This is a genomic window from Actinokineospora sp. NPDC004072 (assembly GCF_053604195.1).
Window position 1 is genome coordinate 297,719 of sequence record NZ_JBSGHB010000005.1, and the last position, 15,077, is coordinate 312,795.

The following is a 15,077-nucleotide window of genomic DNA, read 5'->3' on the forward strand; positions in this document are numbered from 1 at the left end:
CTCACGCGCCGGACGCTGCCAGGATGACGGCGCCCCTGAGCGGACCCAGGAGAGCGGGGGTCCACTCAGGGGCACTCGCCAAACCCAGTACCGCCGAGCGTCGTCAGGGCATGATCACCATGCGGACGTGGTGCTTGTCGACGACCACACCCGTGGGCAGGTCCTCGTCGGCCGTTCCGGCGGGGTAGGCGGTGATGACGGGCTGGGCGGCGCGGTCGCGGTCGAAACGGCGGACCTGCTCGACCAGCCGCTCCGCGAGCTGGGCGGCGGCGGGGCCGTGGCCGGTGGCGCCGAGTTCGTAGCGGCGTTCGCCGTCGGGACCGTCCACCGGGCGGGGCTTGGTGAGGTAGGCCAGGGAGCCGTTCTCGACGATCGCAGGCGTGCGGTAGGAGAACGCGGGGCGGCACACACCGGCCTCGATGGCCTCGTCTTCGGCGTCGAGGCGGCAGGTGCCGGGTTCGGTGGCGGTCAGCCACAGCCAGATGTGGTCGAAGGGCTCGTTGGCGACCACGGAGGCGCCGGACCACACGGTGGTCTCGGGTCCGGTGAACACCTCGGCCAGGGCGGCCGGGTCGATGTTCTGGTCGGTGTCCCAGTGCAGCGCGACGTGCTCGGTGATGGTGGCGGTCTGCTCGCCGGTCGGCACGATGCCGATCATGGGGATGAACCCGCAGAGCTGGCTGTTCTCCGCCCGCAGGTGCGTGTCGTGGCGGACGAAGGCGACGCTGCGGGCCTGGCCGCGCCAGTGCAGCGGGACCACCAGGGTGCCGCCGGGGGCGAGCTGGTCGAACCAGGCCGGGGGCAGGTCCCACGGCCCGACCGTGACGATGATCTTGTCGTAGGGGGCGTGGTCCAGGTCGCCAAGGGCGCCGTCGCCGGTGACCACCCGGACCCGGTCGTAGCCGGTCTCGGCCAGGGTGGCGCGGGCGTGGTCGGTGACGTCGGGGTGGATGTCGACGGTGGTGACGCTGCCGGTGTCCCCGACGAGTTCGGCCAGCAGGGCGGCGTTGTAGCCGGTTCCGGCGCCGATCTCCAGCACACGGTCGCCGGGCTGCGGGTCGAGCTGGCCGAGCATCATCGCCACCACGGTCGGCACAGAGATGCAGCTGGCCGGCCGGTCCTCGCCGGGCTTGATGGTGATCGCCTTGTTGGCGTACGCCTCCTCGACCGAGGCCGCGGGCACGAACCGGTGCCGGGGCACGGCCCGGAACGCCTGCTCGATGCGCTCGGAGCGCAGGTGACCGGCGGTGCGGATGTGGCTGATCATCTGCTCGCGCAGGTCCTCGGGGCGGGTACTGGTGGCGGCGTCGGTGGAGCTGGTCATTCGGTTCCTTCCGTGTGGTGTTTCCGAGTCGAGCGAGCTGAGGTGCGCGCCCGTGGGCGGGGCGGTGAGCAGGCAGGCGTCCCAGCCGGTGCCCGCGGACAGGTCGGTGAGCGCGACTCCGGCGCCGCCTTCCAGCATCCCGCAGGCGTCCGACAGTTTCCGGGCCGCGTGCACGCGGCGGTTGTGCCAGCGGTGTTCCAGCCGGGCCAGGGCCTCGGCGGCGTCGCTGCCGGGTTCGGTGTCGGCGAGCATCCGGCGGGCGGTGTGCACCAGCCCGGCCCAGCCGTGGCAGAGCGTGTCGTCGCCGAGCTGGTCGAGCTGGGCGTCGTCGGTGATGCACGCGACCAGCGCGGCCCTGACCTCAGCCGCCCTGGTGGGGGCGTCGAGGGCCTGGGCGGCCAGGTGCAGGGCGCGGGCCAGGCCGGGGGTGCCGTAGCACCAGGACGGCCGTTGCGGCCCCGGCGCCGCGACGGCGGCGTTGGCCCATTCGCGGGCGGAGATCATGCCGGGCCACCACGGTCTGGTTTCCGGGCCGCAGCGCCAGGAGCTGAGCCACCAGTCGGTGAGCTCGATCGCCTCAGCCTGCCCGGGCACGGTGATGCCGCTGATCATCGCGACGGACAGCAGCGCCAGCGGCCCGGCGATGCCGTGCGCCATGCCCAGGTTGGCGTGGCCGCCGGGCCAGCGCGGATCGCGTCGGCCGGACGGCCCGTCCGCGGTCCACCAGCCGGGCAGCCGAACACCGTCCACGGTGATCTCGCCGGTCAGCCGGACCAGGTAGGTCAGCACGTCGTGCAGCACGGCATGGTCGGGATGGTGCGGGTCGGTCTGCGCGGCGTGCAGCAGGTACACGCCGAGCCCGGTCAGCCCGTTGATCAGGTCGAACTCGGCCAGCGCGGGCAGGTCGCCGCGGTCGATCCGTGCGTGCGCGCGGTCCAGGCGGGTGCGGGTGATCGCCGCGATGTGCGCGTCGAGGTCGCGCAGCACGCCGTGGTAGGCGGGCAGGCCGGCGGTGCGCAGCACGTAGGCGACCGCCGGGGCGCCCCGGAACAGACTGGCGTCCCGGTCGGCGGCAACGGGGCTGCGGGTCATGGCCTTGACCCACTGGTGGGCGGTGGCCCAGTCCCCGATCCCGGCGTGGGCGTAGGCGATGTGCAGCAGCGCCAGCCCGGCGGCCCCGTTCGCCAGTGACTGGCCCCAGCCGGGCTCGGGATCGCGCTCGGGCGGCGGCGTGTATGGGTCGGTGTAGATCGTCACCGGGCCGCTCCGCCGGGACGGTGTCGCCAGGCGAGCGCGGCGTGACGGGCCAGGCGGCGGCAGGCGCGCTCGCTATCCCGGTCGATGCCGATCAGCCGGTTGTGGTGCAGGTGCAGCAGCGACTCCAGCACCACGTCGGTGTTCGCCTCCGGCGGCAGCGCCTTGCGGTAGCCGGCCAGCGCCTCGGCGCGGTGGTCCCACGCCTGCTCGATGTCGGCGTTCCAGCCGGGCAGCGACCGCACCGCGGCCGGTTCGGTGGCGAGCCGGATCGCTCGTTCGGCCACCGTCCGGTCGACGGTGGCGGCCGAGGCCGGCCGGGTGGCCAGCCAGTCCATCGCCTCGTCGGTGTCGCCGACGATGCCGCCGACGATGCCCACCAGGTTCGCCACGACCAGCGCGAGATCCGGCTCCGCCGCGGGCAGGTGCCGCAGCAGCGCGGCCACGGTGGTCGAGTCGGCGACGAAGACGTTCTCCGCGGCCGCAAGCACCTCGCCGTCTCCATAGCGGCCGACTTCCGGGGAGTAGGTGTCGAACACCAGCCGCCCGACCAGTCCCTCTTGCCGCATCCGTGCTGTCCACTCCCCGACCGCTGTCGAGCACTCAGCGTAGCGGCCGGGTGTGGTGCGCAGCCGTAGGCGCAGGTGGTCTGTTTCCTGCGGGCTGCGGTAGCGCAGCCACCAGCACGTGGGCTCATCGAGCGAGGTCAGCAGGCTGGACAGGTGGGCGGTGATGATCTCGCCGATCCGTTCGGGGTGGGTGAACAGCTTCGCCGAGATCCACGCGGCCTCCAGGGTGGCGGGCAGGTGCCCGTGGGTGTTGGTCACCGCCGGTAGAGGGCCGCGCAGCGGGTTGGGTGCCGCCGGCCGGGTGGTGACCAGGGGCAGCGCGATCTCGTGGGCGTGGCCGCCGATCCAGCCGTAGTCGGTGGCCGGGGTGGCCGCGTACAGGATCGCCTGGCCGTGCCGGGTGAGGTGGGCGTGCAGGAGGGTGGTGTGGGTCGGCTCGTCGAGGGTCAGGCGCAGCGTGCGGTCGGCGTCGCGGAGTTCGACCACCCTGGGGCAGCCCCAGCGGCGCCGCCACCGGTCGAGCACCTGCCGCCACTGGTCGGGACCGGCCCCACCGGGTGGGAGGTCGTCGGGGGCCAGCCGCCACTGGGCCGGGGACAGCACGGTGCGGCGGTAGCGCACGCGCGGCAGGAACGGGAGCCGCAGGTGCGGTCCCCAGTCGAACTGGTACCAGGCGGCGGAGAACGCCCTGGGCAGGTGCGCCAGGAACCGGGCCAGCGGCGGGGGCTGTTTGTCCAGCGCGAGCGCGTGGAACACCTGCGGCTCCACGACCTGCCGGTGCGAGAGGCTGACCAGGTGCAGCCGGTCACCGGTCGCGGTGATGGCCAGGTCGTCCATCGTGAGCAGGCGCTCGTCGCCGAGCTCGGGCTGGCGGTGTTCGCCCAGCGGGAGGAGGTGGTCGAGGTAGGCCGGGACGCGGCAGACGTTCTCCGCGTGCGGGTACAGCGGACCGAACGACATCTGCACCCGCAGTGCCCCGTCGGTGGCCGCGGGCAGCGCCCGGTACGCCTGCGCCAGGCCGGTACCGGTGGCCGTCGGGGTGAACCGGCTGGTGAGGGTGCCGGCCGAGCGGGCGGGCGCGACGGTGAGCAGGAAGTCGCCGCGCTCCAGTGCCTGCGTGGTAGCCGCGTGGATGCGGGCGGACAGCTCCACGTGCGGCGGGATGTACCGGTCGTCGAAACCCTCGCCGGTCAACTGGCCGATCATCTCGTCGGTGAGGACGATCTCGCGGCTACCGTCGGCCATCGCCTGCCAGGCCAGCGCCAGCAGCCGCTCGTCCCGCTCGGACGTCTCCGATGCCGGGGCGCGCAGCACGCTGCCGCGGTACCCCGCCGGATACCCCAGGCCGGCGTCCGGGTCGAGGACGTCGGCCAGCGGCACCAACGTGCCCGTGCCGTACCTGTCGAGGAAAGCCGCGTGGTAGTCGCGCCAGACGGCTTCGCCGGTCGGCTGCCGGGTCAGGCGCAGCAGGGCGCTGGCGGCCCGCTCCATCTCCTGGGCGACCTGGATGGGCAGCGCCACCGCGCAGTCCAGCAGCAGGTCCACCGCCAGCGGGGTGCGGCCCTCCGGGGACAACTCCCGCATCCGGCGGGTGAGCGTGGCGCGGATACGGCTCTGCTCGGCCCGCGGGGTCGCCTCGTGATTGTGGCGGCGCAGCTCGGCCAGGATGGCGTCGAGGTCGCCGATCAGCGCCGCGATGTCGGTGATGGAGGCCGCGTCGACCTCACGCAGCCGGTCTATCAGGTGCGCGAACGGGTCGGTGACGGTGAACGGGGCGCGCAGGCTGGTCAGCAGGTAGCCCTGTCGCACGAGTTCGGTGAGCATGTCCCGGACCCGCGACCGCTCGGTGGTGAAGTCCTCGGCCAGCATGTCGATCAACGCCCCGAACCGGACCGGGGTCACCGCCAGGTCGGCCACGGCCGCGACCGCGCGGGTGTAGCGGATGGTCACCCGGTTCGGTCCTTGCGGCACTTCGAGTCGCCCGCCGCGGCGCACGGCGAGGTCGGTGACCACCACGTGCAGCCGTTCCAGCAGGTCGGGGCAGCGTTCCAGGCGCGTGATGATGTCGGCCAGCCATCCGGTGTTGGCGCGGGCCACGCCCCGATGGTCCTCACCCCAGGTCGCCTCCGCCGTCCTGGTCAGGACCGCAGGGGCCACACCGGCGAACAAGCCGAACGGGGTGGGGCGGCCGATGCTGCGCAGTAGGTACCGCGCGGTGGACAGGGTGGCGCTGCGGATCTGCTTGTGGCTCACGGTGTGTCCGGCGCGGATGGCGTCCACGCCTTCGCCCAGGGACGGGCTGGCTTGGCGTACGGCGTCGGCGAGATCGGGTCGGGACCACATCTGCTCCAGCCAGCGTCGGCACCCGTCGAGGTCGGTCAGGTCGGGCCAGTGGTGCCAGGTGTCGGTCAGCGGTGCGGCGGCGGCGCGCAGCAGCGCGACGTCGACGTGTCGGTAGAGCGGTTTCCGGTCGCGGGCACGCATCCAGCAGTCCTCCAGGCCGTCGAGAGCGAGCGGGTGGGCAGGCGCCGGGGCCGGAGAACGTCGTCTCCGGCCCCGGCGCTTCACGGTCGGGCGGGGAAGGTCAGACGCCGCCGGTGACGCACGCGGACGCGCAGGTGGGGTCGCAGCCGTCGTCGGTGTTGCCCTTGCAGCCCATGAGCGGATGGCCGGGCGGAACGTCGGTGATGATCTGCACGTCGAGGGCGAACGGGTCCTCGACGGCGGTCGTCGTCTCGACCGGGGTCTCGACGATGGTTGGTGCGGACATGTGCCTCTCTTCTCTTTGGTGGACGGGTGTTCCCTCTCAACCTGGTCACCGAAGCCCGTGTGGAGCAAGGCTTTCGGCGGCCAGGAGCTTCGTTGCGCCGGGCACGATCGCCGGCTGCACGGGGGTGAGTTCGTGGTGCTCGGGTATGGGCGGATGCCGGGGAAACGCGCCACGTCGAGGGCCGTGGGCGCGTTCCCCGGCTCAGGAGGCCCCCAGCGGCGCGACGGCCAGCCGGTCGGCGGCCCGCGCGTGCCTGCCGTTCTCGGCTGCGGGAAGACCGTCAGCGGCCATGAGGTGCTGGTGGGCGATGGTCCAGACCGTGCAGGGGTGGGCGCGGCGCCGAAGCCATCCCGAGCACTGCGGACAGCGGCGGTGCTCGTTGGGGTGGTGGGCGTCCAGCAGGCTGCGCCACGCTGAGGTCAGCCGGGCGATCTCGGTGCTGGCCAGCGCGGCGCGGGACCGCAGGTCGCCGTCGGCGGCCAGCTTGTCCAGGCGGTCATGCACCGCGCGGCGGAAGGTGGCGGCCAGGATCTCATCCATCACGGGGCTCCTCGTCCTGCGGTCGGTGGTAGTGCGGGGCGTGCGGACGGGTTCTCGGGGCCGTGGCCGACTGGGCGGCGGCCAGGAGAGGGGGACGTCCTGGGGTGCGGATGTTCGCGCGCAGCAGCGGGCTGTCCGCCCGCCGGTGTGCCCAGTCGCCGTTGTCGGTGCACACGTACAGCAGGCGCGCGTACCGGTCGGTGCACGGCCACACGCCGATCACCGGGGACAGTTCCCCGCGACCGGGCAGCACCACGAGGTCGTGGAGGCGGATCTGGCTGGCGGGCACCGGTTCGAGGGCCACGGCCAACACGCGCGGGTCACGGACCTCGATGATCGGCTCGGCCTCGTTCTCCAACTCTCGTTCGGTGCGCCGGTGCCCGCGATGGCAGAACACGCCCGGCGGATCACCGGGACGCCGCGACAGGGCCGGGTTCCACTGCCAGAGGCGTCCCATGCGGTCCAGCAGCGTCCTCGGCCGAGCAGGCTGGGATGGTGGGGTCAATGCCGGTTTCTTCCTTGGGCGGGAGAGGAATCGATCAGGACGAGGTGCCGGACCGGCCGCTGGGTGTGCGGGCCGGTGACGGCACCGGGTGAACCGGGCGGGGACAGCGCGTCGAGGATCGCCAGGGCGGCGGCCAGCAGCAGCACGACCGCCAGCGCGACGGCGACCGCCCGCAGCGCGCTGGTCGAGGTGGCGTGGATCGCGCGACGAGGGTCGTCCTCGGGCACCTGCACGTTCTCCGTTCCTGGTCACAGCCGCCGAAGCCCGTTGAGCACGCGTTGCAGCAGCGCCGGGTCGATCCGGCGAGGGTTGCGCAAGGCGTTCACGGCGGCGGCGCGTTCGCCGGTCGCGTCGTCGGGTACCGCGGTCAACTCGTCGGTCGGGTCGTCGGGGTCGCGGGCGGCGGCCAGCACCACGGTGGGCGCCTGGTCTGCGGGTGGGTTCATGGGTCGTCGTCCTCGCCGATCACGGGTATGACGGCGGTCTGCTCGGCCGGAACCAGCCGGTCCGGGCTGGTTGTCCTCCTGGGCAGCGGCGGCGCGGGGGCGGGTGGACACGGCGGGTAGGAGGCGGCCATCGCCAGCACGCAGCAGTCCGGGCACAGGTGCTCGGGCGTCGGCGGGCGCCGCTCCCACACGTCGTCCACCGGCAGGCCACACAACCCGGCCGTCGGCCAGGCGGGGTCCACGACATGAGCGCGTCCGGCGTAGAAGGTGCCGCCGGGCCGGTTGGTGCCCCACCACCAGCTCGCTGGCCCCGTGGGCTGCGCCGTTGTCCTGTCCTGCATCAGTGACCGCACCGCCGATCACGCCTGCCGGGCACGGGGCGGCTCGGCCACCGTCCCCGCCGGGGCGCCGCTGTCCTGGCCGCTCAGCAGGGCCAGCGGGCACGGCGTGTTCGGCTGGCGGATCGACCAGTCCAGCAACTGCGTCCCGGCGACGCTCAGCGCCGCGACCCGCGGGCCAGCCGAGTCGACCGAGGCGGGCTGGAGGGTGAGATAGCCGTGCTGGTGCAGGGCCTGGAGCAGGGACAGCGCGTGCGGCGGCAGCACGTCGCTGCGGTGCCGCAACACCCCGTCCACGGCCACGATATGTCCTCGCGCGACCCGCGCAAGAACGCCGCGGACCAGGGCCGGGTCCAGGGCGCTCACCGCGCACCTGCCCCAGCACGGGCACCGATCCGGCGGACGTGGCCGTGCACGCACTCGTAAAACCCGCACACCAGCCGGTACTGGCGGCAGCGGTGGCCGCCGGTGGGGAAGGTCAGCGCCGGGCGCGCGTCCGGCGCCACGGAGGTGGGTACCCAGTGGCCCGACCCGGGTCGGGGGTCCGCGTCGGGCCACCGGGGGCTCGCGTCGGCCGCCGCCGTCGCCCCGTCCGCCCCGCCCACGCCGTTGGGGCGGGGAGCAGCGGGAATCGCGTCCTGCTCGGTCATGGATATCGGCGTGGCCATGTCGTCCACCGTCCTGGTCCGCACCGGCCTTGCCGATCCCCAGCGGTGCTAGCCCCATTGGGGCTTGACTTCACCGGCTCGACACGACTGGCTGGTACCAGCGGGGGTCTACGCTGTGAACCTGCGCGAACACCGTTCGGCATCGGAAGGCGAGCCATGACTGGTCCGGGACGACAACGCTGTCGGTTCTGCGGCACCGCGCTGGCCACTGTCACCGACGCGATGTGCGGCTCGTGCGCGCGGGCCGCCGGGTTCCGCAAGCCGATCCCGGACGGGTTCTACGACGACGCGGACCTGCGTGCCGCGCTGGCCCGCTACGACTTCGGCGCGGTGTTCGCCGCGGTCCGGGCTCACACCGGGCTGTCCCAGCTCCAGCTCGCCGACCTGCTGGATCTGTCCCAGTCGCGGATCTCGGCCGTCGAGCGGGGCGAGCGGCGGCTGACCCACGTCAAGCTGGCCGCCCGGCTGGCCACCCTCCTGCGCATCCCACCGAGATTGCTCGGCTTCCCCGCCGAGACCGGCGGTAGCGTGGCGGCACAGGAGGAGGTGAGTTGGTTGGAGCGCAGGGACTTTCTCGCCCTGGTCACGGCCGCCACGTTGGGATCGAGCCTGCATCCCGAGCTGGCCCGGCTGGGCTCGCTGCTGCCGGATCAGGTCGAGCCGGTGACCCGGCCGCGCATCGGCGCGGCCGATGTCGACGCGATCGAGGCGATCACCGACGGGTTCCGCCGCTCGGATTTCGCCCACGGCGGCGGCCTGTGCCGTGCGGCGGCGATCACGCAACTGCACCAGGTCCGCCGGCTGGAGGACGCCGTGTGCACCCCGCAGGTCCGCACCCGGCTGCTGGTCGCGGTCGCCGAGCTGGCCAGCATGGCCGGGTGGATGGCCTACGACGTCGACGACCACGACGCCGCCCGCCGCCTGTGGACCTACGCCCTGGACACCGCCCGCCGCGCCGACGACCACCCCCGCGCCCCCGACCTCGCCGTGGACGTGCTGCTGGACATGGCCCACCAAGCCCTGCACCTGCACGGACTCGACCCCATCAAGCACGCCGACCGGGCCGGTGAGGCGCTGCACCTGGTGCAGCTCGCCTCGGCCACCGCCGCCAACCGCCGCCACCCGGTCTCCACAATCACCTCCGGCTACATCTCCGCCGTACTCGGGTGGTGCCGGGCCGCGCTCGGCGAACCGGACCCCACCCGCCGCGCCATCGGCAACGCCCAGGACACCTACGCCGCCGCCGACCCGGCCACCACCCCGCCGTGGGCGTGGTTCGTCAACGACGCCGAGATCACCGCCCAGCAGGGCCACTCGCTGTACCTGCTGTCCCTGCACCGCCCGGAGTTCGCCCCGGAGGCGATCGACAAGCTCACCACGGCGGCCAGCGGGTACGGCGCGGAGTACGAGCGCAGCCGCGCGGTGATCCTGCCCCCGCTGGCCTCGGTGCAGTTCCAGGCCGGTGCCCTCGACGCCGCCGTGGCCACCGGCTACGACGCGGTGGACGCGATCACCGGACTGTCCTCCACCCGCGGCTACGCCCGGCTGCGCGTGCTGGACACCGTGGCCGCCCCGCACGCCGGCCAGCCCGAGGTCGCCGACCTGCGCGAACACATCCGCAAGACACTGGCCGGCACGGCGGCGTAACCGCCGATGGCCCTGCCCGACCCCCAGGACTCCGGTCTGCCCGGCCTGCCCACGCTGCGGGAGGTCTGCCGGATCGTCGGCGCCGACCCCACTAGCGCCCGCCTGCTGCACCAGCGGTCCAACGCCGTCTACCTGCTGCCCCAGGACAATCTCGTCGTCCGGCTGGCCCCGGACACCCCGCTGCGCCGCCGCCGCGCCCAGACCTGCATCGAGGTCACCCGCTGGCTGGCCACCCAGCCCGAGCCGATCGCGCTGGCCCCCGCGCCCGGCGAGCAGCCGGTCCTCGCCGCCGGGGCGGTGGCCACGTTTTGGCCCCTCCGGCCCACCACCCCGGCGCCGTCGCTGGAGGATCTGGCGGTGCCGCTGCGGCACCTGCACGCGCTGCCCGCCCCGCCGTTCCCGGTGCCCCGCTACCAGCCGTTGCAGCGGCTGTTCGAGGCCGTGGACCTCGACCAGCACCGCCCGCACCCGGCCGTCGACGCGGACGACCGCGGCTGGCTGCTCGACCGCGCCCACGGTCTCGTCGACGCCTTCACCACGACCGCGTTCCCGCTCGGAGAAGGGCTCGTCCACGCCGACGCGCACAGCGAGAACCTGGTCCGCGACCCCGACGGGCACTGGCTGCTCATCGACTGGGACGGGGCCTGCCTCGGCCCGCGGGAGCTGGACCTGCTCACCGGCATCCCCGACCACTTCCACGAACCCGAAGCCGACCGGCGGCGGTTCCTGACCGCCTACGGCTACGACATCCTCGGCTGGCCCGGCTGGACCCTGCTGCGCGACATCACCGAACTGCACGCCCTCGGCGCCTACATCCGCCTGGCCCCCAGCAAACCGGCCGCCGCCGCCGAACTACATCACCGCATCCGGTCGCTGCGCACCGGCGACCGGTCCGCCCGCTGGCACGCCATCCCCTGAACCACGTCCCCGCGCCGGACGCGAGTGGGGACCGCCGACGCGGCCGAGGTCACCGCGGCCGGACCGTGCGGCGGTGGGCGAGGACGCGGGTCAGCCGCAGCGCCTCCTCAACGCCCTGCTGAAGCTCGTCCAGCCGCTCCAGGGTGTCCCGCAGCCCCCGGTCCCAGGTCTCCTCCAGCCGGCGGAGCGCGGTGGCCGTCTCGGCGAACGCCGCCCGCGTCCGGTCCATCGCGGTGCCGAACTCGTTCAGCGCCGGGTCGTGCTCGCGCTCCGGTGGCTCCACGCCGGTGAGGATAGGCCGCGCTCGGGATGCCACGGCGAGCCCGGCGACGGCTCGGCAGGTCAGCCGGTCGCGCCGATCTTGGTGGTGAAGGCGGGGCCGTCGCCGCCCTCCCCGCACCGGAAGCAGTGGAAGGTGCCGTGCACGGGGCGCACGACGAACGCCCTGGAGCCGCAGAACGGGCAGGTGCCGCGGAGTCGGCCTGGCCCGCTGGGGTGCAGCGCCGTGTGCCGGCCGACGAGTTCGGCGATGCCCTGGCCGCCTGGAGGTTCGGGCGTGGACAGCATGGTGCGGGCCATGACGGCACGGTAGTCGCCGAGACCGACAAGCGGCGACGCTCGTCGGGGAGCGCGACGCCGGGGGTCCCGATTCCATCGGGCACGTTCCCCGGCGCACGACTTCCGGCCGCGTCCGCGGACCGACCGGCTTCACCCAGCACCGTACCCCCACGCCGGACCACCGCGCATCGACACCAGCCGTGACCTGCGCGAACCAGGCAGGCAGGGCGACGTCACCCAGGCGAGTGATCGTGGCGTGTCGATCCACCAGCGTGGCCGGGCAGCGGCCATCGTGGCGCGATGGGCAAGGCAAGCAGGCTGAAGAAGCAACGGCGAACCATCCAGACACAGCGCGCCCCTCTGGCGGCGCCCGAGCGCGTCGTGACACCGCGACCGCGGGAAGCCAGCGCGCCGGCGGACGGAGCGAACCCGGTCGCGGCGCTGCGGTCGATGCTGCTGGACCGGGGGTGGGTCGAGCAGCCGCCGGACGGCGTGCTGTCGCAGCTGTGGTTCGAGTTCCCCGACACGCTGACCGACTTCGCGCCGAAGGGCGCGTCCGACCCGGACGGCATCCACCCGGCCACGGTGCTCGTCTGCGCCCACTCCAGCAACGCGGACGGCTTCCTGCGGGACTTCGAGATCCACGTAGACCTCGCCGGTCGCGATCCCGGCCCGGCCTGCCCCGAGCACGCCGCACCGCCTCCGCGGACGTTCCCGCTGGACACCACCGGGCTGACTGACCTGGCCGGCCAGCTCGACGAGATCGAGCAGCACGTGGCCAGTTGGCCGGCCCTGATCGCCTGCGCCGACGGTTCCGGCGCCTGCCGCTAGTCGCCGCCCTGGGTCGTCGTGTGCGACGGTTCCATCGGAATGATCGTGGACATGCCCATCGTCTCCACCTTCCGTCGGACCGCCGGGGAGGCCACTATCCGCAGCACCTGCCCCTCGGCAGCACAACGGCGCGCCAGCTTCGCCAGCGGCACGACCGCTTCCATCGTCAAGTAGGTCACCGCCGACAGATCCACAACCACCGCCAGCTCAACCGGCGTGTCCAGCACCGGCGCGATCAGCGTCTCGGCGCTCGCGGCATCGGCCAAGTCGCCCGCTGCACGCACCGTCAACGCGCTGGCATCCAGATCACGATCGGGCACGGGCACGGGCGCCACTGCCGCAGGTGGGTCCATCGTGCTCATGTTCCCGTTCCCTTCGCCGCGGAGCCCCCGGACCGTCGGGAGCGAAGGCCCAGGTCACGAGAACGCACAAGCGTGGCAATCCTACTGTCGTCGGCAATTCGACCCGTGTTACCCCGCCGACGTGAGAGATCGAGCCGGTAGGCAAGCCGCAGCAGGTAGCCGACAAGCGACTCGCCGACCAGCGAATCGAGACTGCGGGGAAGCGGCCGAACCCCTGATGTTCGGGCGGGGTCGGGGTCTGGTCACCGGCCCAGTACCCACCACAGTGCTTCGTCGGCGCCGCTGAAGAAGTCGCGGCCGTGGAACTTGTCGCCGCCGAGATAGACGCGGCCGGTGATCATGTGGTGTTCGGCGTCGGCCTGCTCGGCCGTCGGGCGACGGTCCTTGCCCCACTCGGTGCGGGTGCCGGGGGTGAACTCGGCCAGTCCTTGGGTCCAGGCCAGGGCGTGGATCTGGCCGCCGACGTAGTCGCCGTCGTCGCGGAGCTTGTGCAGCTCGTCGGCCCGCTGATCGATCTCGTCGTCCGTGCGCAGCGTCGGCTGCGGGTGCGCGATGCCCATCGCCTGGACGACCGCCAGCGCGTCGGCGCCGGTGTGTTCGACGATCTCCAGGGCGATGCAGCCGGGCCAGGGGTAGGGCTTGCGGGCGCCGGTCAGCCAGATCTCCGGCGCGTCGGAGGCGGAGCCGTTGCGCCAGAGCTGGGCGTAGAAGCTGCCGGTGCCCTCGTCCCAGCCCCAGATGCTCTGGTGTTCCCAGCCGGCCAGGTCGACCGCGTCGTGCAGTGCGTGACCGGGCCGGACGGTGTGGTTGCGGGAGTGGTCGGGAACGCTCATGGCGATCAGTTTGCCGTGTCGTGTCGTCGTGGAACGGGTCGAGTCAGCGGTATGGCGGCTGGGTCAAGACGACGTGGCCAGCTGGTGTGCCTTGGTGATGATGTCCAGTTGGTCCGCGGTAAGGGAGGCGGTGAAGCCGCCGGCGTCCTCGGCGCCGACGATGGCAATCGTGCCGAACCAGTACCGCGGCTGATGGCCCACTGTGGTCAAGACCGCGGAGGCGACCGGGTTGGGTGGATAGGTCCGGGGTCTGCCCGGCGAGATCCGCGACTTTCACCCGCAGGTCGTCCTGCAAGATCCCGGAGCTGCCGGCCAGCCACATGGTGGAACTCTCGTTGGCTGTTCATGTGATTCGACGAAAATCCGGCCCATGCGCCTGACGCCGCCCTCGGTAAGCCCTGGGCGCAGCGGATAGCCGAAGATGCTTTCGAGGGTTCTACGGACCCACTCGTCCAATGCGGCGGTGCGCGGTGTCTTGAGCACCCGCGCCGCAAGCTGATGAATTATGTCGAGGTCAATGGGGGCTAAGTCGTCGATAAATGATTCAGCGAGAGCCGCGGCGAGGGCAAGTCGCTGCTCGTCACCTGGCCCCCACACGGGACCGAACATGTCAAACGACATTGGTCGTTTGCGGCTAATTCGTCGAGTTGACTGAAGTGGTGTTCCGCGCCCGCCTGTGGCACGCTCACGCCGAGCGACCTTGTCGAGCTGTACCAACCACAAGAGGCCGTCGGCGTCCAGGCACTTGACACCATAGAGCCCTCCAATGCAACCGTAGGAACCCGATGCGAGTCGATCTCCAAGCCAGCCGCCCGCTTCCATACCTATGAGATCGGTCAACTGCCGCCGGGATTTCACGCCTTCCGGAAACGTCAAGATATGTTCCTCGGAAAGCACGTCGGCCGGTACTCGCACGTCCGCACCAACATCTGCTGCCAGCAGCCGAGCGGCGCGAGCGCCGGTAAACACCCATGCCGTGTACCAGAACCCGGATTCGAGATCAGCGAGAAGGCGCCGAAACATCTCACGCGGGTCGATCGCGGAGTTCTGCACCTCTACCGCATAGCGCAGCGGTCGCAATGGGTGCGGAAGCGTGACTGCAACATCCACCCGCCGCTCCCGCGGATGTGGCTCCTCCAGAGCGACCTCGTAGCCGACCGCCCGGAACCCCTCCGCCAAGACCTTCTTGGCATACAAGTGCTCGACACTTTCACCGGCCGACGGACAATCCGACCTCACGACATGCGCGAAGTGGGCGACCTTCACGCGGCCCGGCTTCGCGATCACCGGCGACCCGCACGAAGGGCAGAAGTACTTGGCTGGCACCATACGCCGGGAGGCTTCGACGCGTGTTCCGGTCGAGTCATGCGCGACCAGCATCTCGGGCCCTTCAGTTTGTTCCGGAACGTTTGTCGCACGCCAGGTCCCTGGTCTGCCCCAGCCAGTCCAACACTGTGGCCGTGCCCGGCCACCGCCCGCTCGGGCCTGGCCAACACGAGCACAGCGGCTTGGAC

19 protein-coding genes are annotated in these 15,077 nt (G+C 72.4%); 3 read left to right on the forward strand and 16 right to left on the reverse strand.

Annotated elements, in window-relative coordinates; genetic code table 11:
- Positions 1-103: 103 nt before the first annotated feature.
- From fxlM to ACWEPX_RS10420, 10 genes are all read right to left on the reverse strand, one after another.
- On the reverse strand, positions 104-2,581 hold the full coding sequence (gene fxlM, locus ACWEPX_RS10375; RefSeq protein ID WP_451896815.1) for a methyltransferase, FxLD system: 2,478 nt from the start codon (positions 2,579-2,581) through the stop codon (positions 104-106).
- On the reverse strand, positions 2,578-5,631 hold the full coding sequence (locus tag ACWEPX_RS10380; protein ID WP_451896816.1) for a lantibiotic dehydratase: 3,054 nt from the start codon (positions 5,629-5,631) through the stop codon (positions 2,578-2,580). Before ACWEPX_RS10380 ends, fxlM begins: the two co-directional genes overlap by 4 nt.
- A gap of 100 nt (positions 5,632-5,731) precedes the next feature.
- Positions 5,732-5,917 (reverse strand): FxLD family lanthipeptide, encoded by a 186-nt coding sequence (locus ACWEPX_RS10385; protein ID WP_451896817.1) that lies wholly within the window; start codon positions 5,915-5,917, stop codon positions 5,732-5,734.
- A gap of 201 nt (positions 5,918-6,118) precedes the next feature.
- Entirely contained in the window at positions 6,119-6,457 is a 339-nt protein-coding gene (locus ACWEPX_RS10390) for a hypothetical protein (RefSeq protein WP_451896818.1), read from the reverse strand.
- Positions 6,450-6,914, reverse strand: coding sequence for a hypothetical protein (locus ACWEPX_RS10395; RefSeq protein WP_451896819.1), 465 nt, complete (start codon positions 6,912-6,914; stop codon positions 6,450-6,452). Before ACWEPX_RS10395 ends, ACWEPX_RS10390 begins: the two co-directional genes overlap by 8 nt.
- A 44-nt stretch (positions 6,915-6,958) precedes the next feature.
- Positions 6,959-7,189: a hypothetical protein gene (locus tag ACWEPX_RS10400; protein WP_451896820.1), complete on the reverse strand. Its 231-nt coding sequence runs from the start codon at positions 7,187-7,189 to the stop codon at positions 6,959-6,961.
- A 21-nt stretch (positions 7,190-7,210) separates the two neighbouring features.
- On the reverse strand, positions 7,211-7,408 hold the full coding sequence (locus ACWEPX_RS10405; RefSeq protein WP_451896821.1) for a hypothetical protein: 198 nt from the start codon (positions 7,406-7,408) through the stop codon (positions 7,211-7,213).
- Positions 7,405-7,749, reverse strand: a complete 345-nt coding sequence (locus tag ACWEPX_RS10410) for a hypothetical protein (RefSeq protein ID WP_451896822.1) — start codon at positions 7,747-7,749, stop codon at positions 7,405-7,407. Before ACWEPX_RS10410 ends, ACWEPX_RS10405 begins: the two co-directional genes overlap by 4 nt.
- 18 nt (positions 7,750-7,767) lie before the next feature.
- The gene (locus ACWEPX_RS10415) at positions 7,768-8,112 is read right to left on the reverse strand and encodes a hypothetical protein (RefSeq protein ID WP_451896823.1); all 345 of its coding nucleotides are present in this window, start codon (positions 8,110-8,112) and stop codon (positions 7,768-7,770) included.
- The gene (locus tag ACWEPX_RS10420) at positions 8,109-8,414 is read right to left on the reverse strand and encodes a hypothetical protein (protein WP_451896824.1); all 306 of its coding nucleotides are present in this window, start codon (positions 8,412-8,414) and stop codon (positions 8,109-8,111) included. The genes ACWEPX_RS10415 and ACWEPX_RS10420 overlap by 4 nt, the downstream gene beginning before the upstream one ends.
- A gap of 156 nt (positions 8,415-8,570) precedes the next feature.
- On the opposite strand from ACWEPX_RS10420, the gene ACWEPX_RS10425 reads away from it, so the two are divergent.
- Both ACWEPX_RS10425 and ACWEPX_RS10430 read left to right on the forward strand, forming a co-directional pair.
- Positions 8,571-10,061, forward strand: coding sequence for a helix-turn-helix domain-containing protein (locus tag ACWEPX_RS10425; RefSeq protein ID WP_451896825.1), 1,491 nt, complete (start codon positions 8,571-8,573; stop codon positions 10,059-10,061).
- Positions 10,062-10,067: 6 nt separating this feature from the next.
- Positions 10,068-10,979 (forward strand): phosphotransferase family protein, encoded by a 912-nt coding sequence (locus ACWEPX_RS10430; protein WP_451896826.1) that lies wholly within the window; start codon positions 10,068-10,070, stop codon positions 10,977-10,979.
- Positions 10,980-11,028: 49 nt separating this feature from the next.
- On the opposite strand, the gene ACWEPX_RS10435 is transcribed toward ACWEPX_RS10430, so the two are convergent.
- Both ACWEPX_RS10435 and ACWEPX_RS10440 read right to left on the reverse strand, forming a co-directional pair.
- A complete protein-coding gene (locus ACWEPX_RS10435) occupies positions 11,029-11,262 on the reverse strand; it encodes a hypothetical protein (RefSeq protein ID WP_451896827.1) in 234 nt (77 codons plus the stop codon).
- Between the two features lie 59 nt (positions 11,263-11,321).
- Entirely contained in the window at positions 11,322-11,558 is a 237-nt protein-coding gene (locus tag ACWEPX_RS10440) for a CHC2 zinc finger domain-containing protein (protein ID WP_451896828.1), read from the reverse strand.
- A gap of 279 nt (positions 11,559-11,837) precedes the next feature.
- Here ACWEPX_RS10440 and ACWEPX_RS10445 point away from each other — a divergent pair, with 279 nt between their 5' ends.
- Positions 11,838-12,368, forward strand: a complete 531-nt coding sequence (locus tag ACWEPX_RS10445; RefSeq protein ID WP_451896829.1) for a hypothetical protein — start codon at positions 11,838-11,840, stop codon at positions 12,366-12,368.
- Here ACWEPX_RS10445 and ACWEPX_RS10450 read toward each other — a convergent pair.
- From ACWEPX_RS10450 to ACWEPX_RS10465, 4 genes are all read right to left on the reverse strand, one after another.
- Positions 12,365-12,730, reverse strand: a complete 366-nt coding sequence (locus tag ACWEPX_RS10450; RefSeq protein ID WP_451896830.1) for an STAS domain-containing protein — start codon at positions 12,728-12,730, stop codon at positions 12,365-12,367. The genes ACWEPX_RS10445 and ACWEPX_RS10450 overlap by 4 nt on opposite strands.
- Before the next feature lie 242 nt (positions 12,731-12,972).
- Positions 12,973-13,563 carry a hypothetical protein gene (locus tag ACWEPX_RS10455; RefSeq protein WP_451896831.1) on the reverse strand — a complete coding sequence of 197 codons (591 nt, stop codon included), beginning with the start codon at positions 13,561-13,563 and terminating at the stop codon, positions 12,973-12,975.
- A gap of 63 nt (positions 13,564-13,626) precedes the next feature.
- Positions 13,627-13,773 (reverse strand): hypothetical protein, encoded by a 147-nt coding sequence (locus tag ACWEPX_RS10460; RefSeq protein WP_451896832.1) that lies wholly within the window; start codon positions 13,771-13,773, stop codon positions 13,627-13,629.
- Between the two features lie 63 nt (positions 13,774-13,836).
- Positions 13,837-14,943, reverse strand: a complete 1,107-nt coding sequence (locus tag ACWEPX_RS10465; RefSeq protein WP_451896833.1) for a competence protein CoiA — start codon at positions 14,941-14,943, stop codon at positions 13,837-13,839.
- Between the last annotated feature and the right edge of the window lie 134 nt (positions 14,944-15,077).